This window comes from Cyanobacterium stanieri LEGE 03274 (assembly GCF_015207825.1).
GTDB lineage: Bacteria > Cyanobacteriota > Cyanobacteriia > Cyanobacteriales > Cyanobacteriaceae > Cyanobacterium > Cyanobacterium stanieri_B.
The window spans coordinates 18,220-42,661 of record NZ_JADEWC010000005.1; the positions used below are offsets into that span (position 1 = coordinate 18,220).

Sequence of the window (24,442 nt, forward strand, 5' to 3'; positions counted from 1 at the left end):
ATGAAACTATTTAACTATCTTAATTCACTGAGGGGCATTGCACGGGTTATGGTATGAAATATAGTTGAATTACACTAAAAACTAAGACTACTAAATATTATAACCGTTCCCTTCCTCAACGAGAAATTAGACCTAAAATCAGCAACGGCCACTAGGGTTTTATGGCATAGGGACATGGGGGATAATCTTTATGGAGGAAACTTTTCAGTAATAAAGTTAATGGCTTGGGATTTGTTGGTAATTTTTTGATCTAAAAATAAGTCTTGAACGGTATGTAAAATTATTTGATATTGCGGACTAGGTTTATAACCTAATGCTCTTAAATCATTACCATTAATAGGAGAATTTATTTTGCTCCAATGTAATAAATATTGCCATATATTAGCCCTAATTATTTTATTACTTTTTACGGCAATTAAAATTAAATCTAATGGTTTATAATCTTCAAAAAATCTCACCTTTTGACTTAGTTTTATAGTTTGATTAAAATCATTTTCAATCTTTTCTTGATCTTTTTCTAACTTAGTTAACCGTTGAATACTATCTTTTGGTAATTGTAAATTTTCAGCTACCCTAATTCTATTTTCTAAGGTAAGACTGGTTAAAATTATTTCTAAACGTAATAACCAAGAAGGAGTTTTATGATTTTCCTGTTCGAGATTATAATACCTTAACCAACGATCTAAATAACGAATTTGCCACCATATTTGAGGGCTAATTTCACATTGAGGATGAATGCAACCGAGCGCCCCTAATTGTTGTAAAAGTTTCAGAGCTTTTTTCCAATAATTTGCCTGTAAAATATAACTTAATTCGGCTTTAAGACGAGTGGTTAGGGCTGGGATAGATGCTTTTTCTAGGGAAACCTTTTCAAAAATACCGCTACCGATGGCATATTTGATGTATTCCATGGTTTGGGCTTCAATGTCAAAATTTAGTCGCACCGCAAAGCGCACCCCCCGAAATATTCTGGTAGGATCTTCAATGAAACTATTAGGGTGTAAAACTCGGATAAGGTGCGATCGCACATCACGCACCCCCCCAAAAAAGTCCAGTAACTCCCCCGGATTAGGGTTAGTCAAACGCACCGCCAGAGCATTAATAGAAAAATCCCGACGGTATAAATCTTGACGAATCGAACTCGCTTCCACCTCAGGATTAGCCGCAGGATAAGGATAAAACTCCGTGCGCGCGGTGGCAATATCCACCCATAAAGAATCTAAACTATCATCATTGTGCCAAGTTAAAGCGGCGGTTTGAAAATCTCCATGGATACTCAAACGGGCTTGAGGATAACTTTCCTGTAGGGCTTGGGCAAGGGCAACCCCCGCTTCGGTGGTAGTGTTGCGATGAAAACCATCCACCACCAAATCAATATCCTCTAACTTGAGGGTGTCATTATTCCCCGTCAACAGTAAATCCCTAACCCCTCCCCCCACGAGGTAAAGATGCCATCCCCTATTTTCGGCATATCGGGCAGCCTGTTGTAATAATTCCCAGATGGGAGGATGTAACCTTTCTTGAAATGAAGGCAATAAACAAGAAATAATCGGCGATGTAGGGAGATGGGGTTGTTTACTAATACGGGTTTGATGCAGTTGGCGTAAAATATCGGTGCGGGTGACAATACCCACTAAATCCCCCTCATCTAACACAGGCAATCTGCCAATGTCGTTGTTTACCATCATGGCTTCTATGGTAGATAATCCCGTATCTGGGGTAATGGTATGTAAATTTTTACTCATGTAACCCTTGACGGGGGCATGGGCAAAACCATGATGTAAGGCTATGTCTATGTCACGGCGAGAAATTACCCCCACTAATTCCCCGTCTTGATCGACCACAAATAGCCCTGAGTGTCCATAACGTAGCAAGATACGTTGAGCTTTTTCGATGGTGGTTTGAGGGCGAATCGTCCGCACTGGGGAGGACATTAAGTCAAAGGCCGTAAGGGCGAGGGGGATTTGTCGATGGATTTCGGTTTTGATTTCTTCTAAAATTCCTTGGGGATGATCACAACGGATGGAAAAAGAAGCGGCGCTACTGTGGCCACCGCCTCCATATTTAGCGAAAATTTGACCTAAATTAACTGAATCTAGTTTAGAGCGTCCAATGACACCGAGTTTATTTTGTTTTCCTTTTTTTTGCTGATAAAAATGCCCGAAAATTAGTACATCTACTTCGATTAAATCCCCGATTCTACCCACCAAACTAGATAATCCTGGGATAAAATCAGGGGTTTTTAGAAGGGTAAAGGCGATCGCACTTTCGTTAATATATTCCGTTTCTACCTGATTTAAAACATCGGGTAATAAATCTTGTAATTGAGGAGATAAACTAGGTTCAGCATATTCAGATACCATGGCTAAATTAACCCCAATACCCATCAACCAAGCCAAGGCTAGGGCATCCCTATCGGTGGTTTGCTCAAAGGTTAATGAACCCGTATCCCCATGGATTCCTAAGGCCATCACCGTCGCTTCAATGCTATTGAGATTGACATTATGCTTTTGTAAAAGTTCACAAATAATTGTGCTTGTAGAACCTACTTTTTCGATATATTTATTAGTAGCCGTCAACGTGTGTTCATTTTCGGGGTGATGATCATAGATTGTTACAGACTCTACATTGGGCAACGACAACCACTGTACTCCATTCCCGATGCGATCGCCCCTTTGAGTATCCACAATAAAAATATGACGAATTTTTTCAGGATGAATGGTACGCCGATCAATCAACGCCAACTCATCACGGTGAAAAGCTAAAAAATTCTTGACCGAAGGATGCGCCCCCCCCGTTAAGACAATTTTTGCCCGGGGATGAATCTTACTCAAACCCACCGCCGCCCCCAAAGTATCAAAATCCGCCGTTTGATGACACAAAATTAAATCCATACAACCCATGATAAATCTTTCCACACCCCAAATATACCAATCTTGACCTAACTTTTATCTCTAAAAAGACAAGAAAACCCCTAAGGTGCGCTGTACAACTCCCGATAGTAAAAGAAAACAATCAAAATTAGCCATTCACCTCCATTCCCCATAAATCATCGTGAAAAGAAAAAAAATTTGCTATAATCAATTGATTAAAATAAACTTTACATAGTCCTAAGTTTGCACATCTTAAGCCATAAAATTATGGTGTAATATGGGAATAGCTACTACTATTAACAGAAAAAATATAAAGGAATAAAGATTTGTGTTATATCTGGCAGAAGTTAAAACCCAAACAAGAGGGTTTGTTGGTGGTTACAAAACAGAATTAAAATTATTAACCTCCCAAGCCGCCGATCAAACTTGGACGGCCATCACAGGAGAAGATATAATTACCACAGATGCAATTAACGAGCAAACTGGCAAAGGTACTCTCTACATCCTCAACTTAGATAATAACAAACAAATTCAAGGTCCCCCAGAATTAGCAGGTTCGCGCATAGTTAACTATTTGCGTCATTTTTCCCGCACCCTAGAAAAATCCAAATCCCAAGAAGAAGAAATCGAAGAATGGAAAGTTTCCCTACAAATTCAAGGGGAAGAAATCGCCAAAAGACAAGCAGAATTAGACGCCCAACAACAAAGATTACAAGATCAAGAATCAAAACTTGCCCTCCTTGAAGAAGAAAAAAATAAATTAACTGCCGCCTGGGAACAACTTACCAACGAACAACAAAGACTTAATAATAATAAAATAGATCAAGGGGAAATCCGTGAAAAATTAGAATCTATTTCAGGTGCAATAAAAAATAACATCACTCCCCCAGAAATGTTCACCCAACCCATAGAAGAAATACTCTCAGGGGTAAACAATCAACAAGCAAAATTAGACGAATATTGGCAAGAATTAGAACATAACAAGAGTAGTTTAGAACAACAAAAAAACGAACTAAACCATCAAAAAGAAAACTTAAAACAAAGACAAGAAGAATTATTAATCGCCAGAGAAGAATTAGCAAAAACTAAATTAACTCTTCAAAATATTAATAATCAACTACAGGAAAAAGAAAGCCTTTTACATCAATTTAACCTCACCAAAGAAGGAATAAAACGACTTCAAGAAGAAATCTATCTTTTAGGGGAAGATGGGGAAGAACAACAAGTTGATATTCAAGCCTTAGAAACCATGCCCTTAGGAGACTTAGAAGCCAAGGTAAATGAAGTAAAAGAAGAAACTGCCAAGGTAGTCAACTTCGTTAATATGCAGGAGGAAGAATTAACTTTACAAAGTGACGAGGTAAAAGAAATTCAAAATAAAATTACTAAGGCCAGTGAGGTAGATAAATTAGCCCTTGAAACGGAATTAGCTGATGCCCAAGAAGCTATGAAATTGTTAAATGAAACCTTAGTAGGGCAAAGACGAAACCTCAAAAAACAACAGAAAGTTTTAAACGAATATTTAAAGGTATTTAGTCGCCGTAAGGGAATCATTGATTTAGACTTTGCTGAGACTATTAATATTAAACCTCTCCTTACAGAAGTTGATGCTCAAAAACTAGATATTGAGCAAAAAATCGAGCATTTTAACAACGAATTAAATCAACTAAAACAAACCCAAAAAACACAAGAAGAAAACCTAAACAACCAAGAGCAAAAATATCAACAAGCAGAAAATCAACTACATTCAGATCAGGAAAATGTAGAACATTTATGTCGTCATACCGTAGAAATTCAAGCCAAAATTAATTTATTAGAAGAAGCATTACATCCCATCCAAGAGCAGTTAAATGATATTAGAAATAATGCACAAAAACTCCAAGGAGATGTAGGACAAATTCATAGTAAGGTGGAGGCTCAAAATAATGCTATGAATGAACTACAATCTATGTTAAATTAGTCACATGATTGATTATGATAATAGTATTTTAAGTATTAAATGATTATCTTTAAATTATATAATTTATGAGTCTCACCGTGTAATGAATTACACGGCTAACGGTAATTCTTTCAATAAATTGAACTAAAATATTTATATTGCTAATTTGTAAGTGATCAAGCGGACTTGATATTAGTGGTTAATCTTCAACAAATTATATTAAAACTACCTCTTATCTTTTCATAAATATTTAAATAAACCTAGCATAGTTGATTTTTTTTTATAATATCCATCTTCTAAAATTTCCCATGAAAATAAGTTGTTTCCCTACCCATAAATCTTGGTTTTATTTGATGTTAATTTTGCTATCCTCCATGGGAATTAATAACATAGCCCTAGCCCAAAACAATGAGCTAGAAAATAGACAACAACAATTTAATATTCCTCCAGAGTTAATGGAAAATAGCCCCGTATGGAAAAAATGGGTGGAAGAAACTCCGAATTTGTTAGAGGAAATCAAAACTAAACCGAGTTTTCCCACTAGGGTAAGGGTGGGCTACAGTGAGTTTCCTTCTAATAATAGTATTGGGGGAATTTCTTTGGGTATAGAAGATGTGTTTATCGGTGAGACTCCTTTAACTTTTAGTGCTAGATATGCTACTTCTTTTGATGGGGAAGATAGTCAGGGAAATTCTTTGGAGCGTCGCTCTGTTAGTGCTAATTTAAATTATTATGTATTGCCATTGGGGGGATATTTTAACATTGCCCCTGTGGTGGGTTATCGCTCTATTACGACGGATGGTTATAGCACTGATGGGCTAAATTTAGGGGTGAGGTTAGCTTTACCTTTGTCGCCTCAGGGGGCGGCAGATGTGTTTATTTCTCAAAATTTTGTGGGTTTGGGTAGTAGTGATGAGGTGGGGATTACGGAAATTAGTGCGGGGTATGCTATTAATAAAAGTCTGCGTTTATCAACTCAAATTGAATGGCAAAATTCGATACAACAGTCTGATTCTCAGGTAAGTATTGGCTTTGAGTGGATGTTTAGGAGATAGAAAATATGGCGTTGGTGAATTAAGGTATGATTTTTAGTTTAGTTTGGCAATAGTAATAATAACCTCAATTCGGGATAACGAGTTATGAGTGGCACAAGTTTTGGAGTCTAGGTTTGAGTTGGGATATTGTTTAATTACAGTATGAAATATATTTTTGATTACCAAAGTTATTGATTCTGACCAATATCACTACTGTTGCCTGTTCCCCATTCCCCACCTTTACCAGAAAATGTTATCCTGAACTGAGGTTAAGTATAGTGATTTTTTTCTCGACTGGCTTTTTGTAGTAGTGAATCGGCAAAGGCGAGGGCTTCGGTGGCTGAATGTCCCCCTGTAAGTTCGGCTAATTCGTCACGACGGGCATTTTGCTCTTTGAGGAGGGTTATTTTAACGATGGTGCGAATATCTTTGCCGTTGGTGGTGGAAGTTTCGGTAAGGTGTTTTGAGACTCGAAAGTGGTTATCTGCCATGGCGGCTACGAGGGGTTGATGGGTGACGCATAATACTTGGTGTTGAAGGCTTAGTTTATGTAGTTTATGGGCGATCGCCTGTGCTACTTTTCCTGATACCCCTGCATCAATTTCATCAAAAATAAGGGTTTTAGGATCAACTTGAGTGTCTGTAAAACAAGATTTGAGAGCTAAAAGAAATCGACTCATTTCCCCCCCTGATGCTGTCATGGCTAGGGGTTGTAAGTCTTCTCCGGGGTTAGGGCTAAAGTAATATTCTACTTGATCGCAACCTGTGATGGTGGGATTGGTGGAGGTTAGGCGACACTGAAATAATACTTTTTCCATACCGAGGGGTTTTAATTCCGAGGTGAGTTGTTTTTCTAGTTTGGAGGCGGCTTTAGTGCGTAGGGTGGTTAATTTTGCACATAAATCGAGGGTTTTAGTTTTGATTTGTTCATATTCTGCCTCTAATTCTTCGATGGAGCGTTCATTTTTTTCTAGTTGTTGTAATTCCTGTTTTAATCCTCGGTGATATTTAATCACTTCTGCTAAATTTGAGCCATATTTACGACAAATTCGCTTAAGGGTTCTGATTCTTTCTTCTACCTCTTCTAATCTGTCGGGATCTCCTTCTAGCCCTGAACCATAACTATGGATTTGGTGTCCTGCTTCAACAATTTGATTGAGCGCCCCTTGCACCATTTCCAAAATACTGGTTAATTCTTTGTCGTAGTTAACCATTTCCATTAATACCCCTTCGGCTTTGCCTAAAATATCTGCGGTGGCACTTTCTTCGGTTTCGCTTTGATACAAGAGGTTATAGGCTTGGTAGCTTAATTGTTGTAATTCTACCACGTGGGTAAGCCGATCGCACTCTATTTCTAGTTGCTCTAATTCGTCGGCATCCCGTAAATGGATACTATTTAATTCCTTAATTTGATGTTTTAATAAGTCTAACCTTTGCAGTCGTTGTTGTTCTGATTGACGACGCGCCACGAGGGCATTATGGGCGTTATCCATCTCGAGAAATGCTTCTGTGACCAATTTTCGGTGATTTAAGAGGGTTTTACCCCCATAGGCATCTAATAAATCCCGTTGGGTTGCCATGGCGAATAATTCCCCCGTTTCTCCCTGTACGGTAATTTCTAAGAGGCGATCGCGCAGTGCCATAATAACTTGTTTATTGACTATCACCCCATTAACTCGACTACGGGAGCGAAAATTACCTTTCTTAAACGTCAAATCCCGACTACAAATGACTGTGCCATCATGAAAAGAATCTAATTCTTGCTCCTCTAACCATGTTTCTAAATTAGGATTACTATGAAACGTAGCCTCTACCACCGCCTTAGTTTCCCCATGACGAATCATGCGATTATTCGCCTTTCCTCCCAATACCACATCAATGGCATCCAAAATAATTGATTTTCCTGCACCTGTTTCCCCCGTTAAAACATTTAATCCTCGTCCTAACTCCAAATCTAAATGATCAACTAAGGCAAAATTATCAATACGAATGGAAATTAACATTAAATTCAATTTACTCTGGTATATCTATTTTAAGGGCGATCGGTTGTTTCAATACTTCCACAAATAAAGTTGACCATAAAACATGATGCTATACTCTAAAACAAGCAAACTCATTTTTAGATTTTAATATTCATTTGTCTAATCAAAATTCAGATTCACCCCTAGATATTGATGAGCAAAATTGGGTAGATGACATCGACGAATCTACCGACAAGGCTTTCACCTATTCTCCTTATCAACCGCCCCAAAAAGGCTATAACGTTAATCCCAAAACCATAGCCTTAGTGGAAACTGCTTTTTTAGCTAGTACCGCTAGTCTAATCTGGCTCATTGATTATTATTTTCGCTTAGGCCCATTTTTAAAAATGTTATACCCTTTACCCATTGCCCTAGTTTACATGAGACGGGGGCGACGGGCATCTATTATGACAACTATCGTTTCGGGTTTGTTATTGAGTATTTTAATGGGGCCTCCCCGCAGTATTGTTTATATTATTCCCTATGGTTTAATGGGTATTCAATTGGGGGGAATGTGGCGCAATAACTCCCATTGGCATTTATCGTTATTAATGGGCTCAATTATTGGTAGTTTTGGTTTTTTCTTCCGTTTTTGGCTTTTTTCGATTCTTTTAGGGGAAGATTTATGGATTTATGTTATCAATCAGATTACAGGGTTGGCGGACTGGATTTTCTTACGATTGGGTATATTATCTCAACCTAGCACTTTAGTTATTCAATTATTAATTTTAGCGGTGGTTTTTGTTAATAATTTAATTTATTGTTTTACGGTGCATTTAGTAGCTTTATTAATGTTGGATAGACTAAAAAATCCCATTCCTCGACCTCCTGAATGGATTAAAATTATCCTAGATTATGAGTAATATTTTCCTAATCCAGCGCATCTTAATTACTGATGTTACGCAAAAAAAGATAATTAGTTCTTGGTTTGAAGTGTTAGGTATCAGGTTCAAAAATTTAGAACAACTATACATTAATTAATGGTCTTATTTTCACTTCCTCAATAACCTCATAAAAACTTTTCATATTTTTAACCTGCTACTTGCAAAAAAAAATTACGTAACATCAGTTAATTATGATAGTCTCAATTAAAATTAAGATAAATATTGCTCGATTTTTAATTTATTCTTTTCCACAAGGTATGAAGGTAAGGAAATATGGTTTAAATACTCTTGAGAGGATAAATTTTCATTATAATTTATTGTCCATTCTACAAAATCTTTTAAAGCACTTATTTTAGTTTTATTTAGGTTATTTTTATTTATTAAAATTTGATTAATCACCATTAAAGGATACTTATAATTATTATTTTTATCCTCGTTTAAATCATGATAATTCATGACAAAAACTGATTGATTACTATGGGGAGTAACAAAATTACCATAATTATTTTCAATGGTCGCAACACTCACTAAATCTTTGTCCACAAAAGGATATTCTACATAACTAATCCCTCCGTCTATTTGTTCAACGGTTGAGATAATACCTTGATTACTCCTTGCCTTGATGCCTTTTTTCCATGGAAAAACTTTTCCCTTTTCCATCTGATTTTTATCATAAATATTAGTAGTATTTAAATATCTAGTCAAAGCTAAATTAGTATTATTATTATTCCCCTGATAAATAAGTTTTATTGGTTTACTTGTTACTGCTCCTAACTCTTGCCAATCTTGTATTTTACCCGTAAAAATATCATGTAGTTGATTTTTAGTTATCTTGAGATTTGCTAATTCTTGATTATTATAAATAAGGGCGATCGCCCTTAATCCTATATCAAAAGTGATCAAGTTTTTATCTAATACATTAAACGAATTTTGATTTAAAAGAGCATTATAAAAAACAAAATCAACTCGACCTCGACTTAAACGATTAATTAAAAAATCAGTATTATAAACAGAATGATATTTGAGCTGTAAATGGGAATTAATCAGATAATATTGATTAAACCATATTTGCATTGTAGAATCTGCTAAAATTTCTCCCATTCCTTGCATTTCCACCGACTTTAATTGAGCCGAAAATGCTCCACAATTATTACTAAAATAAGCTCCCGATAAACCCATCAAACCCCAAATAAACTTTCTTCTTTTTAACCTAAAATTATTCATCTAATTAAAATATAATAAAAATAGCAAATATTAAACAAAATATTTACCTTAATCATAAACTCGTTGGTATATATTAGAATATGATGAGAAAAAATCAATTAAGAAAAAGTTAAAAACAGTTTAATTTTTTATTAACTTTGGTCTTACTTACATCAAAATAATATTTCACGAAACATAAACAACCTCAAAATATGAGTAATTTTAATAAAAATTGAGATAAGCTAAACCTTTTATATAGTAGAAATTGCATCACCATTAAGAACTTTTACATAATTGTTTTCAAGAAAAAACTGCTTTATTATTTCAAGTAACTACATTTGATTATCAAAAAAATATTTATGGATTATTTACAAACCTTACATTCAGCCATTGAAGAAAAATCAAAAAAACCAAACAGCGAAACAATTTACAGCGCCTTATTAAATGCAGAAAAAGAAAACCGAAAACATAACATTAAATATGACTTTCATCAACTGTTAGGAAATTGGCGACTAATCTTCATCACAGGCACAAAAAGCAGTCAACAAAAAATGGGAGGATTACTAGGAAAAGGCTTTTATATTCCGCCCTTTGCCAAAATTACTATTTCTTATACCAAGGATGTTAATTCATCCACAATATTGCAAGGAAAAGTTAACAATAAAGTTAATGTGGGGCTAGTTAATTTTCTAGTTTCTGGCCCAATTAAATATATAGAAAAACGAAATATTCTTGCCTTTGATTTTAACCATTTATCAATGTCACTTCTCGGAAATCAATTATACGAACAAGATATAAGAAGTGGTGTTAAAAGTGAAGAAGAATTTTATCAAAATAATATTAATAAACAAGCCTTTTTTAGTTATTTTTTAGTCACCGAAAAATTTATTGCCGCTAGGGGAAGGGGAGGCGGTTTAGCTTTATGGAAAAAAATTAAGTAAAGAATATTGAAAAAAATTTTAGGTTTGGAATAAGTGTTTTTAAGGCCTTGGCAAGAAATTTGATTATAATCTAGCAGTAGTTAGGATTACGAGGAGACAATGTATATTTTAGTAGGTGGTGCGGGTATTACGGGGTTAGAACTAGCCAAAACTTTGGTTAATATCAATCATACCGTAGCAGTAATAGATATTGATCCCCTTGCCTGTCAATATGCGAGGGAAAAAATCGGCGTGATGGCTTTTGAGGGTAGCGCCGTTAATACAACCTTGTTGATGGAGGCGGGAATTCGTAAGGCAACCTCGGTGATTGCGGCATTAAGGGAAGATGCTTTAAATTTGGCCATGGTAACTCTATCAAAACATTATGGAGTACCGCAAATTATTGTGAGAATGAATGACCGTGATTTTTATGAGCCTTATCGTTTAGCAGGGGCTACCCATATTATTAGTACCACAGAATTAGCAATTAATCGAATAGTAAATGCGATCGAATATCCCCAAGTGGATGCTATGATGCACTTTGAACAAGGGCAAGTGGAAGTTATTAAACTATCTATTCCCAATCAATGTTACATTGTTGGTCGTAGTCTGGCAGAATTAGCCCAAGATTCTCGTTTTCCTGCAGGTACTTTAATTATTGGTTATCAAGCCCATCCCCACGAAGATTTGATGATTCCTAATGGTAATACAATTTTGGAAAAGGGATCGACTATTCTGGTGGTGACAAAACCTGATTTAGTCAAAGAAGTAATTGACTTTATTGGTATGTGTACTTAATTTTAGCAATCTTAAAAAGTCTTAATAAATGTTATAATTTGCCACTGGGTAGTTACATAAATTCTAAGTATAATGAGCAAAAAGCGTATTTTATCAGGGGTACAACCAACAGGAAATTTACATATCGGTAATTATTTAGGGGCAATTCGTAACTGGGTAGAGATGCAACCCCAGTATGATAACTTTTTTTGTGTGGTGGATCTTCATGCTATTACTGTACCTCATGATCCGAAGGTTTTAGCCCAAGATACTTATAATATTGCGGCCTTGTACTTGGCTTGTGGTATTGATTTAAATTATTCTACTATTTTTCTGCAATCCCATGTTACTGCCCATAGTGAGTTGGCATGGTTGCTTAATTGTGTTACTCCTCTAAATTGGTTGGAGAGGATGATTCAGTTTAAGGAAAAGGCGATTAAGCAGGGGGAAAATGTGAGTGTTGGTTTGTTGGATTATCCTATCTTGATGGCGGCGGATATTTTGTTGTATGATGCTGATCAAGTGCCTGTGGGTGAGGATCAAAAACAACATTTAGAGTTAACCCGTGACATTGCGATTCGTTTTAATGACCGTTTTGCTACGGAAGAAAATCCTGTTTTTAAAGTGCCTGAGCCTTTGATTCGTAAGGAGGGGGCTAGGGTAATGAGTTTGGCTGATGGTACGAAAAAGATGTCCAAGTCTGATCCTTCTGATTTGAGCCGTATTAGTCTTTTGGATTCTCCTGATCTTATCAAGAAAAAGATTAAAAAGTGTAAAACTGATCCTGTGATGGGTTTGGCTTTTGATCCTGAGCGCCCTGAGTGTAATAATTTATTAAGTTTGTATGCTATCTTTTCGGGTAAGTCGAGGGATGAGGTTGCTTTGGAATGTGCGGATATGGGTTGGGGTAAGTTTAAGCCTTTGTTGACTGATGCAACCATTAAGGCGTTGACTCCGATTCAGAATAAATATGCTGAAATTGTCAGGGAAAAGGGTTATCTTGATTCTGTGTTGAAGGATGGTAAGGAAAAGGCTGATGAGGTGGCTAGTGCTACTCTTTTAAGGGTTAAGAAGGCTTTAGGATTTTTGGTTGGTTGATTTTTTTACTCCCCCTACAGCATTAGGGGGCTGTTAGTTTAAAGTTTTTCTAAATAACATTTGCTATTAATAGTTTATTAATAAAATATATTCTTTTTTAAGTTATTTTTAAATATTTATTTTTTATTTTGTTAATGTTTCAAGTTACGATAAACGTTTTTTTCTTCATAATCAATTCTCTATAAAAATGGATAATAATTCATCAAAATTGCGAGGGGCGATCGCCCTTAAAAAGTTTTTAATTACCGCAGAAGTTACCCCTCCTAAGGGGGGAAATCCAGAAAGGATGTTGGAGGTGGCAAAACTACTTAAAAATCGAGTACATGGGGTTAATATTACCGATGGTAGTCGGGCGGTGTTGAGAATGTCATCGGTGACAGCTTCTGCACTGTTATTGAGGGAAGGCATTGAACCTATTTGTCAGGTGACAGGGCGCGATCGCAACTCCATTGGTTTACAGGGTGACTTAATGGGAGCTTATGCCCTAGGAATTAGGAATATTTTAGCACTAACAGGAGATCCGATCAAAGCAGGAGATCATCTTCAAGCAAGGAGCGTTTTTGAGTTAGAATCTATTAAATTATTAAAGTTAATTAATCATCAATTAAACGAAGGTTTTGATATTAATAATAAGCCCTTACCTGACGGGAAATTAGATTTATTTGCAGGGGCGGCGGTTGATCCTCAGTCTAAAAGTTGGTCTGGATTACAAAGACGTTTTGAAAGGAAATTGGAAGCAGGGGCGCAGTTTTTTCAAAGTCAATTAATTACCGATTTTGATAAGTTAGATAAGTTTATGAACCAGATTGCGGTTAAGGGCGATCGCCCCATATTAGCGGGAATATTCCTCTTAAAAAGTGCAAAAAACGCTCATTTTATTAACAAATACGTCCCAGGGGTAGAAATACCAGACCACATTATTAAACGTTTAGAAAATGCAAAAAACCCCCTCCAAGAAGGCATAAAAATAGCCTCTGAACAAGTTAAAATTGCTCAAACTATATGTCAAGGAGTTCATTTAATGGCTGTAAAAAAAGAAGAATTAATTCCCGAAATTTTAAATTTAGCAGGAATAAAACCCTTACAATAATATTAGAAAAAATCTATCTTTGCAATTAATAAATTACACGGCTAATGGTTAACCCTCAATAGGTTTGTTAGGATTTATTGACCGTACGGGGATCAAGGGCATCCCGTAAACCATCCCCAAGGAGATTAAAAGACAATACAGTCAAAATAATTAATAAAGCAGGGGGAATAATCAACCAAGGTTGTAAAACAATGATAGAAGCATTGGAAGCTAAAGAGAGTAAATTACCCCAACTGGGATCTGGTTGTTGAATTCCTAAACCAATAAGGCTTAAAACCGATTCGGCAACGATAAAACTAGGAATAGATAGGGTGGCGGAAATGACAATATAAGTTGCAGTTTGGGGCAAGATATGACGAATAATAATATAAAATGGCCCTGCCCCGATCGCCTTTGCTGACTGAACAAATTCCTGCTCTTTAATGGATAATACCTGCCCTCGGATTACCCTAGCTAAACCAGACCAACCAATGAAAGAGGTAATTAAAACAATCAATAAAAATCTTTGCGCACTGCTAAGACTTGGGGGTAATACCGCCGCTAGGGCAACTAATAAATAAATACCGGGTATGGTCATTAAAACTTCCACCAATCGCATCAAAATGCTATCTATCCAACCCCCAAAATAACCCGCTATGCCACCAATAAACATTCCTAAGGGGAAAGAAATGGCAATCCCTATTAAACCGATAAATAGGCTAATTCTTCCGCCGAATAAAATACGACTAAATTGATCCCTGCCCTGTTCATCTGTGCCTAAAAGGTTGATTTTTCCTTCCCCTGTAGTGCCAAATAAGTGTTTATTGACTGTAAATCCGCCAAAAATTTCTGTTTCTTCAAAAGTAGGTGGAAGGGGTAATTTTATTTGTAAAAATTGATAGGGAGTGCCTTCTACAAATAATTTAATGGGTGATGGATTATCCCAATCTACGTTTAAGAGGCGATCGCCCCTATCTAAATCCGTAGGCCCTTGGGTGGTAGGATACACATGGGGACCGATAAATTCTTGTTGTTGATTATTTAAATATATTCTGGTAGGAGGTAGTAAAGAACCGTCTGTCTGGGAAACATAGGGATCATAGGGAGCAATAAAATCAGCAAAAATAACCATTAAATAAAAGATAATTAAAATTATTGCTCCGATTTTTGCCAGAGGATTCTTTTTAAGTTTACGCCACCAATTCATATTTTTTGATAATCACTAAATAATGGACAGTTAATCAAGCTCTTTTCTTTTTTTTGTAATCAATTATAAATAATAGTCTTAATTCAAAATACCTTTGATAATATAACTAATTTACGATGAAAAAATAAATATAAATATTAAATATATATTGAATTATTTACAGGAGTAAAAATGTTTTTATCAAGGATTTGAATAGACTACAATTAGCTATTAAGTTTCTATATTTAAACATAAAAACAAAATTCTTAACATTTTTTTTTGATTATTAAATTCCAAAGTGTACTATGCTATTTTCATAAAAAACATGATAGCAAATAGACTTTAAAGATTATGACAACTAATAATAACAAAAGTGGCATACAAAAATTTATAGCTGATTTTCGAGCCTTTATCATGCGAGGTAACGTCATTGATTTAGCTGTAGCGGTGGTTATCGGTGCAGCCTTTGGGCGCATCGTCAATTCCCTCGTAGAAGATGTCATCACTCCCCTTATTCTCAATCCTGCCATAGAAGCCGCAGGGGTAAGTCAGTTAGAAGAATTGAGTTATGGTGCAGTCAAATATGGTTTATTCCTTTCCGCAATTATTAATTTTTTAGTGATTGCTTTTTGTTTATTTTTGGTTATTCGCTCTTTTGAGTCCTTAAAACGTAAATTGGAGCGTAAACAACAAATCGCCGAAGCAGAAGCAGAAGCCGTCGCCGAAGAAGAAGTAAACCCCGAAATTGTGGTTCAAGAAAATCTCATTAAAGCCATTGAGAAATTAACAGAAACCATGAATCAAAAAGGGTAATCAATTTCAGTTTGGGATAAGAATTGTCAGCTAGGAAAAGGCAACAGGCAGTAAAATAATTGTCCATTGTCCATTGTTAATTCTTCACACCTCACCATGGTTCTAATTGTAAAGTTTTGTAAAGACAATCAGGGAAAAATATAAAAAGTAGGTCAACTTTCAAGGGATTGATCTTAAGCTAGGATCAAAAGTACAGTTATCAATTGCCTTGTTCAGTATGACGGAATCTATTTTATATACATCTATCCCCCGTTCTTCACAACCTAGCAAACCGATAAAATGGGTGTTATGGTTGGTGTGGAAAATGGCGATCGCAACTTTACTTTTAATGGCCATTGGGGCGGCTACTAGAGTGATGAATGCTGGTTTGGCCTGTCCTGATTGGCCCCTTTGTTACGGTCAAGTAATACCCACAAACCAGATGAATTTACAAGTATTTCTGGAGTGGTTTCACCGTCTCGATGCTTCATTTATTGGGCTAAGTGCGATCGCCCTTACAGGATTATCATGGTGGAAAAAATCAGCCCTACCCCGCTGGCTACCCTGGGCATCCACCTTTGCCCTTTGCCTAATTGTATTTCAAGGCATTCTCGGGGGATTAACCGTCACTCAACTCCTCAGATTTGATATTGTCACTGCCCATCTTGGCACTGCCCTATTATTCTTTGCCACCCTAGTGATTATCGGTAGTAAACTTAGCCCCTATCAAGGCACCGCCACCGTAGGCAATCTCAAAGCCATCAGCATTATTGCCAGTATTCTGGTATATATTCAATGTATTTTAGGAGGATTGGTAGCCAGTCAATGGGCAGCCCATCAATGCTTCGTAGGAAAACAACTGTGTTTGGTGATGAATAGTCACATTATCGGGGTATTGCCCCCCACCATTACCACTCTCCTAGTAATTATCCTTTCGTGGCGTACCCCCGCTTTGGCAGTAAAATTAAGAAACCTCGCCAAAATCATCGCCCTATTGCTTTTGAGTCAAATTCTCTTGGGTATAGCAACCTTTTATCTTCATCTCCAAGTCGAACCATTGACCATCGCTCATCATACCATTGGAGCCGCTTTATTTGGAAGTTTAGTATCTTTTAGTGTTTTTGCCAGTAGAGATGGAGAAGTGAGTTATCAATAAAAAAAGATAATTGATCAAAAAACAAAAATAAAATTCTATTTTATCCTGCTTATTTTTCGTTTATTTTTGATTATCAATTTTTAATCCTTAAATCCATAAAGAACTATTTTCTTGAAAAAAAAGCGATTCTACCATAAATAAACCATCGATTCACAAAAATAATAATAATGATTGGAACCAGTTTAAACCCTCGCAACGAAAACTTTAGGGAAGTAATTAAAAGTTATTATCTCCTTACCAAACCAAGGATTATTCCTCTTCTATTGATTACCACCGCCGCTTCAATGTTTATCGCTTCTGGTGGAAATATTGATCCCTTTCAATTAATCATCACCCTCCTAGGAGGCACACTAGCCGCCGCTTCTGCCCAAACCTTTAATTGTGTATATGATCAAGACATTGATTATGAAATGAAGCGCACCCGTAAACGGCCTATTCCTTCGGGAAAAGTTCATCCTACCCATGCTCTTATTTTTGGTACTTTATTAGGTATCACATCTTTTACCCTTCTTGCCCTTTGGGTTAATCTTCTTTCTGCCTTGTTAGCCCTATCAGGCATTGTGTTTTATATGCTTATCTATACCCATTGGCTAAAACGTCACACCAGTCAAAATATTGTTATTGGTGGTGCGGCAGGGGCAATTCCCCCCCTCGTCGGTTGGGCTGCTGTAACCGGGGATTTGAGTTGGAGTGCTTGGGCTATATTTACCCTCATCTTTTTATGGACACCTCCCCATTTTTGGGCTTTGGCGTTGATGATTAGTGATGATTATGCTGAGGTAAATGTGCCGATGTTGCCTGTGGTGGAAGGGGCTATTCCTACGGTAAAACAAATCTGGATTTATACTATTATTACTGTGGTGTTTAGTTTTGTCTTAATTTATCCTTTACATACTTCGGGATTAGTATATCTCATAAGTGCGATCGCCCTTGGTACTTTTTTCATAGCTAAAGCATGGGAGTTACAACAAAAACCAGAGGATAAGGATAGGGCAAAATCCATGTTTAAATATTCTATTCTTTACATGATGTTGTTATGTACAGGCATGGTAGTTGATAGCTTAGTTTAACTTCAATTGGCGATAGAGGGTATGGGTGATGGGGGGTATGGGTGATGAGGAGTATGGGAGATGAGGAGTATGGGTGATAATAATTTATTTAATTATCAATGGTTAATTACCCATTCCCTGCCCTCACCAAAAAATGTTATCCCGAACTCAGGTTAAGTTAGTTAGCTACTAGGTTGAAAATCTATTGTCAACTATTAATTTTTAAGATCAATAAAAATCTAAAACCTAGTTTATGAAGTTAGAAAAACCAACCGTAGGAGTGTAATCCTTTACCTAAAATATTGACTCCAAGATAACAAATCCAAACTACAAAAAAGCCACTAGCGGCCAAAATAGCTGGTTTTCTGCCCTGCCAACCCTTAGTAATTCTGGCATGGAGGTAGGCGGCAAATACAAGCCAAGTAATGAGAGCCCATGTTTCCTTGGGATCCCAACTCCAATATGAACCCCAGGCCTCGTTAGCCCACACAGCCCCTGAAATAATGCCGATGGTGAGTAGGGGGAATCCTAAGCCGATGATACGATAACTAATGTTGTCGAGGGTATCTACTAAGTTTAAACGATCTGGGCTAAGGGTATTCTGGGCGATCGCCCCTTGTACTGGTTTTGTTAATACAGCAGTGCCACCTTGATTTGGGGTTAAATCTGATGGTATGGATTCATGGTTATATTTTAAGTTAAATTGTTTAACATTACGATAAGCCCCAGTACCTACCGAGCTACCCCGCAATTGAATCTCTTTTCCTTGGGTAAAGATTAAAAAGGCGATCGCAATTAAAGAACCAACCATTAAAGCAGAATAGCTAAACATCATAACACTGACGTGCATCATTAACCAATTGGACTTCAGGGCAGGGACGAGGGGTTCACTATGTTGCATTTCTGAGGGTAAGGAAAGGGTGGCAAAAGCTGTAATGCCCATGGCCACAGGGGCGGTAAAAACCCCTACCAAGCGACTAGCGCTCATATTTTCGGCGATTAAATGAACCACCGTGATTCCCCAAGTCAGGAAAAAGAGGGATTCATAAAGATTACTCAAAGGGAAATAACCCCCCTCAATCCATCTTGCCCCCAGTAAAGTGGCGATGGCCAGATTAGCTATAATCATTCCCGTAGTGCCTAACTTGGGTAACCAAGTCAAATTAGGGAAAGCAGTGCCAACCCAATAAAGAAGCATTGTAACGAATAAGACGGCAAAAGAAATATTGTCTAAGGTACTTTGTAGGGCAACTAAATCCATAGGTTAAATTTATTTAATAAAAATAAGACGATCAAAAAAATATCTATTTATATTCTAAACCCCCATCGACCCCCATAAAAAAGACCAATTGTCAAAAGTAATGGAAAAAAAACGACATATAATAGAAGAAAGTGTAATCAAAAAGCTAACTTAATCATGACTCATCCCCCAGAAAATGATCCTATTGATTCTGTGTTAGCCAGTTTAACCAATCAATATCAAAAAAAATCTACCCCAAAAAAAGATAATCAGTCAGAAAACTTATTAGCAGATATAGAAGCGCAGTTTAAACAAAAAAAAGCTCCCCCTAGGCCATCCCCAAAATCTTCAGGGGTAGATGATGCCCTAGCCTCCCTCACCCAAAATTTACAGAGTAAAATTAAACCCCGTGAACAAATTTCTAACCATGATTTTGAAGAAATTAAACGACAGGAGTTAGAAGCCCAAAGGAAAGCTAAGGCCGAAGCTAGAAAAAAAGAGGAATTAGCTAAAGCTGAAGCTAAAAAGAGAGAAGAATTAACCATAAAAGCCCAACGATGGCTCAAAAATCTTAATCCTAACTCCGATGAGGGGTTTTGGTTTTCGCAATTTGCCATGTCCTATGACTCAAAACTACAAGCTGCCATAGACTATCTCAAGGCTTTGGAGAATTAATATAATACGGAAAGGGTGGGATTTGAACCCACGGACTGTTGCCAGTCACTCGATTTCAAGTCGAGCGCGATCGACCACTCTGCCACCTTTCCACAGCATAAGCACCTCATATTATAACATAATTATTCTTAAGCTGCGGGGAAAATACGAGCGCCCCCAGGGCAAATACTTAATTTAACTTTTGTGCCAATGGGCAGTTGGGTAGAAGCGTTAGTTCGAGCATGAACCCTTTTACCGGAGGGGGTTTGTAAACAGTAACGATATTCCCTTCCCAAGAACTCTCTTTCTTGGACGATGGTGGGGCTTTGTTCATCGGGGGATAATATTACATCTTCTTGGCGAAACATCAACTCCCCTGTATCACAGGCAACGGGAATGTTTAACTCTAACTCCCCTAACTCCGTCATCCAAATATTATCCTTTTCCCTTGTTGCATCCACAAAATTAGCTTGGGTGACAAATTCGGCCACAAACCTTGATTGGGGCTGAACATAGAGATTCTCCGGGGTGTCTAATTGCTCTAAATTACCCCGTTGCATTACCCCAATGGTATCGGCGATCGCCATTGCTTCTTGTTGATCGTGAGTAACGAAAATGGCGGCGGTGTTGGTACTTTTGAGAATAGTTCTGATTTCGTGGCGTAACCTTTCCCTTACTTGCACGTCAAGATTACTCAAAGGCTCATCTAAAAGGATTAATTCGGGTTGAGGGGCGATCGCCCTTGCCAAAGCAATACGCTGTTGTTGCCCCCCTGAAAGCTGATGGGGATAACGTTTTTCCAATCCAGCCAAACCCACTAAATTTAAAATTTCCTGCACCCGATGGAGAATCTCCCCACGACTAAAGCGAGGCTTTTTACTTTTTAAACCAAAGGCAATATTATCGGCCACGGTCAAATGGGGAAAAAGCGCATAATCTTGAAATACCATGCCCGTTTGTCGTTTCTCCGGCACCACCCAAAAACCATCACCGCTGACAACCTGCCCCGCTAACTCAATGCGACCCCCATTAGGTTTCTCAAAACCCGCAATCATTCTTAACAAAGTAGTTTTACCACAACCCGAAGGCCCCAACAAGCCCAGTAACTCTCCCTTACGTAACTCAAAACTTACCTTATTAACAGCAGGAAGTTGATTGGGATGAAATTGTTTACTGACTTCGCTAACTTGAAGAATGACTGAATCGGACATGGTCTTAATAAATAAAAAAAACTAAACAGATTTAGATAAGAAATCTTCTCAACAGTTATCAATATACCCCAAATGGATCATTTATTGCTAAAGTTTCTAGTTTATGATCATCTTTTCTTTACAAAAAAGAACAAGGGATTACTATCCCTTGCCCGAAATATATAAAACGATCTAAAATTCAATAGCCTTAATAGGGACTCACTTATGCCCAACCAGCACGGTCCATAATTCTAATGGCCGCCGCAGAGTTAGGACCATGTCTGAAAACTCCGCTAGTATCTTCTTTAAAAGTACCAAAGGAACGTAAGAGAGGATCAATGGCAACTCCTTCTACTACAGGATATTCCGTATTACCAAGGGCAAAGTAGTTTTGAGCAGGAGCGCTTAATAAATATTCTAAAAAGGCGATCGCCCCTGCACGGTTAGGAGCATTTCTCAATACCCCAGCACCACTGATATTAATATGAGTACCAGGCCCATCTTGATCGGGGAAAAACACACCAATTTTATCCAATACTGCTCGAATGTTAGGATCATTAGAAGAACGATAACTACCCAAATAATAAGTATTTGCACAAGTTACATGGGCAACCCCAGAAGCCACGGTTTCAATCTGGGCGCGATCGTTGCCTTGGGGGGGACGCAAGAAATTGCTCACAAGACCACGACACCAATTTTCCGTAGCATCTGCACCATAATTGGCGATCATTCCTGCGGTCAAGGATTGGTTATAAATATTACTAGAGCTACGCATGACCAAACGATTTCTCCATTTGGTGTCGGTCAAATCTTGATAGGTGGAAAGCTCATTGGGGTTGACGTTTTCTTTGTTATAAATAATTACCCTAGCTCTTTTACTAAAAGCAAACCAATTATTGCCAGGATCTCTTAAATAACTGGGAATAAGATTGCGCAGGGTGGAGGAATTTACAGGGCTAAATAGTCCCGCCTGTTGCGCTCGCCAAAGGTTAGCGGCGTTAACGGTCATAAAAATATCTGCAGGGCTATTGTTTCCTTCGCTTTGAATTCTTTCAAATAATTCATCTCCATTACCTTCAATTAAATTGACTTTAATTCCTGTTAGTCGTTCAAAATCAGTGTAAAGTCTTTGATCGGTGTTGTAGTGACGAGATGAATAAAGATTGATTTGTTGTCCTTGGGCGGATGCTTCCCCTGCTTGAATTAATTCTCGAAGGGATACGGTGGCGAGGGTGGCGGCGGCACTTGCCCCTAAAAATTTTCTTCTACTAATGTTGCTCATGTGGAATACGCTACTTAGATACTAATTATTATTATTAATCATGGATAACATAATATCATTATATTGAGAACTACTAGCAATTATTTTTGTTCAGATTCACATAAGGATTATTAGGTTTGCAGGTCATAACTTAAAATAACCTCAGTTCGGGATTTGTCAGTATGGGAGATGGGGAGTGGAGGGGATGGGGAGTAAGAGTAAAATAGTTCAACTATTCATTGTCAATTGTCAATTGTCAATTATTCACGCCTTTACAAGACGATAAATGTTATTCCAAATTCAAGTAAAAATAGGGTTTGTGTAATATTTATCTTTGCCGAGATTTGGCAATACGATAACTCAAAATAATTACAGGAATGATTCCTGCAATGATAATGGCTAGGGAGGGGGCAGAGGCTTCTACTAACCTTTCATCGGAGGCATATTGATAAACTCGGATGGCGAGGGTGTCGAAGTTGAAAGGGCGCATGACGAGGGTGGCGGGTAATTCTTTCATTACGTCCACAAAAACGAGCATAATGGCGGTTAGGATTCCTCCCCACATTAAGGGTAGATGGACTTTAAATAGGGTTTGTATTGTTCCTAATCCTAAGCTACGGGAGGCGTCATCCAGGTTTGGTTTTATTTTTCCGAGGCTTGATTCAATGGTATGGAAGGAGACGGCTAAAAAGCGCACAAGGTATCCATAGATGAGGGCAAATACTGTGCCACTTAAAATTAATCCTGTGGAAATATTAAATTGACGTACCATGATTTGATCAATGATATTATCAAAATTACCTAGGGGTATGAGGATACCAACGGCAATGACTGAACCTGGTACGGCGTAACCAAGGGATGCTATTCTGATGGAAGTTTTGACGGTTAATGAGGGAATTAATCTTTCTCCATAGGCCATGGTAAGGGCGATCGCAATGGCAATCAGAGCGGAAATAATCGCTAAAATAAAACTATTACGGGTTAAAGTCCAAAATTGATCATTAAGAGTAACATCAATATTAGTAACGGTTAGGTGCAATAGATAAAGGGTAGGAATCAAAAAACCCAGGCTAAGGGGTAAAAGACAAAATATAAACGCCAAAAAACCTCTGCCCCATCCTAGTTGATAACGGGGTAATTTATCATTTGCCCCTCCTTGATAAAATTTAGCCTTAGCCCTAGACCATCTTTCTAATAAAATTAAGAATACAATAAATCCCATAAGTAAAAGAGATAATTGAGCCGCTGCCTGTCTTTCTCCCATACCTATCCAAGTTCGGTAGATACCTGTGGTGAAGGTATTTACCCCAAAATATTGAACCGTACCAAAATCGTTAAGGGCTTCCATGAGGGCGAGGGCTAAACCTGCCATAATTGCAGGACGTGCAAGGGGTAAGCCCACTTTTAAAAAACTTTGCCATGGATTGTTACCTAGGGAACGACTGGCTTCGATGGTACATATGGACTGTTCTAAAAAGGCAACCCTAGTTAAAAGATAAACATAGGGATATAGTACTAAGATTAACATGGCGATCGCCCCTAACATACCGCGGGGTTCGGGAAACCAATAATCATCAAAACTTTCCCAATTAAAAGTATTTCGCAACCATATTTGTACAGGGCCAAAATAACTTAATAAATTAGTATAGGCATAGGCTAACAGATAAGCAGGGGAAGCAAGGGGCATTAACAAAAAACATTCTAACCATCTCACTCCCCAAAATTCCGTCATGGTTACCAACCACGCACAGCCTACCCCTACCACTAAAACTCCCACCGCAACCCCTAACATCAGTACAAGGGAATTGGTAATATAACTAGATAAAACTGTTTCTACTAAATGTTGCCAGATGTCTCGATTATCACCAAAAATACTGAGCGCAATAGTTAAAATTGGGATGCTAATTAAAATAGCTATGGTTATTAATGTCAGATACCAAAAAAAAATTGGTAAACGATATTTTATCTTCGTAAAATCAAACAAATAACTTGCCCTTGTTTCTCTTTCCAACATCGCCAACTATAGATAACTATTCTCAATATTATAGTTAAAATCATTCATTAAGAGCAAACACAAGCTAAGTAATCTAACTTAA

Annotated in this window: 19 protein-coding genes and 1 tRNA gene; 11 read left to right on the plus strand and 9 right to left on the minus strand. The window is 37.4% G+C overall.

Annotation, left to right across the window (positions count from 1 at the left end):
• Nucleotides 1–188: 188 nt before the first annotated feature.
• Nucleotides 189–2,894: a CBS domain-containing protein gene (locus tag IQ215_RS03420; RefSeq protein ID WP_193800033.1), complete on the minus strand. Its 2,706-nt coding sequence runs from the start codon at nt 2,892–2,894 to the stop codon at nt 189–191.
• A gap of 307 nt (nt 2,895–3,201) precedes the next feature.
• Here IQ215_RS03420 and hmpF point away from each other — a divergent pair, with 307 nt between their 5' ends.
• Nucleotides 3,202–4,833 carry a pilus motility taxis protein HmpF gene (hmpF, locus tag IQ215_RS03425; RefSeq protein WP_193799926.1) on the plus strand — a complete coding sequence of 544 codons (1,632 nt, stop codon included), beginning with the start codon at nt 3,202–3,204 and terminating at the stop codon, nt 4,831–4,833.
• 287 nt (nt 4,834–5,120) lie between these two features.
• Complete coding sequence (locus tag IQ215_RS03430; protein WP_241735242.1) at nt 5,121–5,867, plus strand: hypothetical protein; 747 nt, start codon at nt 5,121–5,123, stop codon at nt 5,865–5,867.
• Nucleotides 5,868–6,115: 248 nt separating this feature from the next.
• On the opposite strand, the gene recN is transcribed toward IQ215_RS03430, so the two are convergent.
• On the minus strand, nt 6,116–7,849 hold the full coding sequence (gene recN / locus IQ215_RS03435; protein WP_193799927.1) for a DNA repair protein RecN: 1,734 nt from the start codon (nt 7,847–7,849) through the stop codon (nt 6,116–6,118).
• 134 nt (nt 7,850–7,983) lie between these two features.
• Between recN and IQ215_RS03440 the strand changes: the two genes are divergently transcribed.
• Nucleotides 7,984–8,730 carry a DUF2232 domain-containing protein gene (locus IQ215_RS03440; protein ID WP_206688491.1) on the plus strand — a complete coding sequence of 249 codons (747 nt, stop codon included), beginning with the start codon at nt 7,984–7,986 and terminating at the stop codon, nt 8,728–8,730.
• A gap of 231 nt (nt 8,731–8,961) precedes the next feature.
• On the opposite strand, the gene IQ215_RS03445 is transcribed toward IQ215_RS03440, so the two are convergent.
• The gene (locus tag IQ215_RS03445) at nt 8,962–9,975 is read right to left on the minus strand and encodes a PstS family phosphate ABC transporter substrate-binding protein (protein ID WP_193799928.1); all 1,014 of its coding nucleotides are present in this window, start codon (nt 9,973–9,975) and stop codon (nt 8,962–8,964) included.
• A 338-nt stretch (nt 9,976–10,313) separates the two neighbouring features.
• On the opposite strand from IQ215_RS03445, the gene IQ215_RS03450 reads away from it, so the two are divergent.
• The 4 genes from IQ215_RS03450 to IQ215_RS03465 all read left to right on the plus strand — a co-directional run bounded on the left by IQ215_RS03450 (nt 10,314) and on the right by IQ215_RS03465 (nt 13,839).
• Complete coding sequence (locus IQ215_RS03450; protein WP_193799929.1) at nt 10,314–10,895, plus strand: hypothetical protein; 582 nt, start codon at nt 10,314–10,316, stop codon at nt 10,893–10,895.
• 99 nt (nt 10,896–10,994) lie between these two features.
• A complete protein-coding gene (locus tag IQ215_RS03455) occupies nt 10,995–11,672 on the plus strand; it encodes a potassium channel family protein (protein WP_193799930.1) in 678 nt (225 codons plus the stop codon).
• A gap of 72 nt (nt 11,673–11,744) precedes the next feature.
• Nucleotides 11,745–12,749, plus strand: a complete 1,005-nt coding sequence (trpS, locus tag IQ215_RS03460) for a tryptophan--tRNA ligase (RefSeq protein WP_193799931.1) — start codon at nt 11,745–11,747, stop codon at nt 12,747–12,749.
• Between the two features lie 187 nt (nt 12,750–12,936).
• Entirely contained in the window at nt 12,937–13,839 is a 903-nt protein-coding gene (locus tag IQ215_RS03465) for a methylenetetrahydrofolate reductase (protein ID WP_193799932.1), read from the plus strand.
• Between the two features lie 67 nt (nt 13,840–13,906).
• Here IQ215_RS03465 and IQ215_RS03470 read toward each other — a convergent pair whose 3' ends face one another.
• Entirely contained in the window at nt 13,907–15,025 is a 1,119-nt protein-coding gene (locus IQ215_RS03470; protein ID WP_193799933.1) for an ABC transporter permease, read from the minus strand.
• A gap of 330 nt (nt 15,026–15,355) precedes the next feature.
• Here IQ215_RS03470 and mscL point away from each other — a divergent pair, with 330 nt between their 5' ends.
• The 3 genes from mscL (at nt 15,356) to IQ215_RS03485 (ending at nt 18,022) form a co-directional block, all read left to right on the plus strand.
• Complete coding sequence (mscL, locus tag IQ215_RS03475; RefSeq protein ID WP_193799934.1) at nt 15,356–15,817, plus strand: large conductance mechanosensitive channel protein MscL; 462 nt, start codon at nt 15,356–15,358, stop codon at nt 15,815–15,817.
• Between the two features lie 217 nt (nt 15,818–16,034).
• On the plus strand, nt 16,035–16,952 hold the full coding sequence (locus IQ215_RS03480) for a COX15/CtaA family protein (protein WP_193799935.1): 918 nt from the start codon (nt 16,035–16,037) through the stop codon (nt 16,950–16,952).
• Between the two features lie 167 nt (nt 16,953–17,119).
• The gene (locus IQ215_RS03485) at nt 17,120–18,022 is read left to right on the plus strand and encodes a heme o synthase (RefSeq protein ID WP_193799936.1); all 903 of its coding nucleotides are present in this window, start codon (nt 17,120–17,122) and stop codon (nt 18,020–18,022) included.
• Between the two features lie 238 nt (nt 18,023–18,260).
• Here the strand turns inward: IQ215_RS03485 and ccsB are convergent, their stop codons facing one another.
• Complete coding sequence (ccsB, locus tag IQ215_RS03490) at nt 18,261–19,262, minus strand: c-type cytochrome biogenesis protein CcsB (protein WP_193799937.1); 1,002 nt, start codon at nt 19,260–19,262, stop codon at nt 18,261–18,263.
• Between the two features lie 156 nt (nt 19,263–19,418).
• On the opposite strand from ccsB, the gene IQ215_RS03495 reads away from it, so the two are divergent.
• Nucleotides 19,419–19,916: a salt stress protein, Slr1339 family gene (locus tag IQ215_RS03495; protein ID WP_193799938.1), complete on the plus strand. Its 498-nt coding sequence runs from the start codon at nt 19,419–19,421 to the stop codon at nt 19,914–19,916.
• Nucleotides 19,917–19,923: 7 nt separating this feature from the next.
• Here IQ215_RS03495 and IQ215_RS03500 read toward each other — a convergent pair.
• The 4 genes from IQ215_RS03500 to IQ215_RS03515 form a co-directional block, all read right to left on the minus strand.
• A tRNA-Ser gene (locus tag IQ215_RS03500) sits at nt 19,924–20,008 on the minus strand.
• 36 nt (nt 20,009–20,044) lie between these two features.
• Complete coding sequence (locus IQ215_RS03505) at nt 20,045–21,106, minus strand: ABC transporter ATP-binding protein (protein WP_193799939.1); 1,062 nt, start codon at nt 21,104–21,106, stop codon at nt 20,045–20,047.
• A 202-nt stretch (nt 21,107–21,308) separates the two neighbouring features.
• Nucleotides 21,309–22,367 carry a Fe(3+) ABC transporter substrate-binding protein gene (locus IQ215_RS03510; RefSeq protein WP_193799940.1) on the minus strand — a complete coding sequence of 353 codons (1,059 nt, stop codon included), beginning with the start codon at nt 22,365–22,367 and terminating at the stop codon, nt 21,309–21,311.
• 307 nt (nt 22,368–22,674) lie between these two features.
• Nucleotides 22,675–24,360, minus strand: coding sequence for an ABC transporter permease (locus tag IQ215_RS03515; protein WP_193799941.1), 1,686 nt, complete (start codon nt 24,358–24,360; stop codon nt 22,675–22,677).
• Between the last annotated feature and the right edge of the window lie 82 nt (nt 24,361–24,442).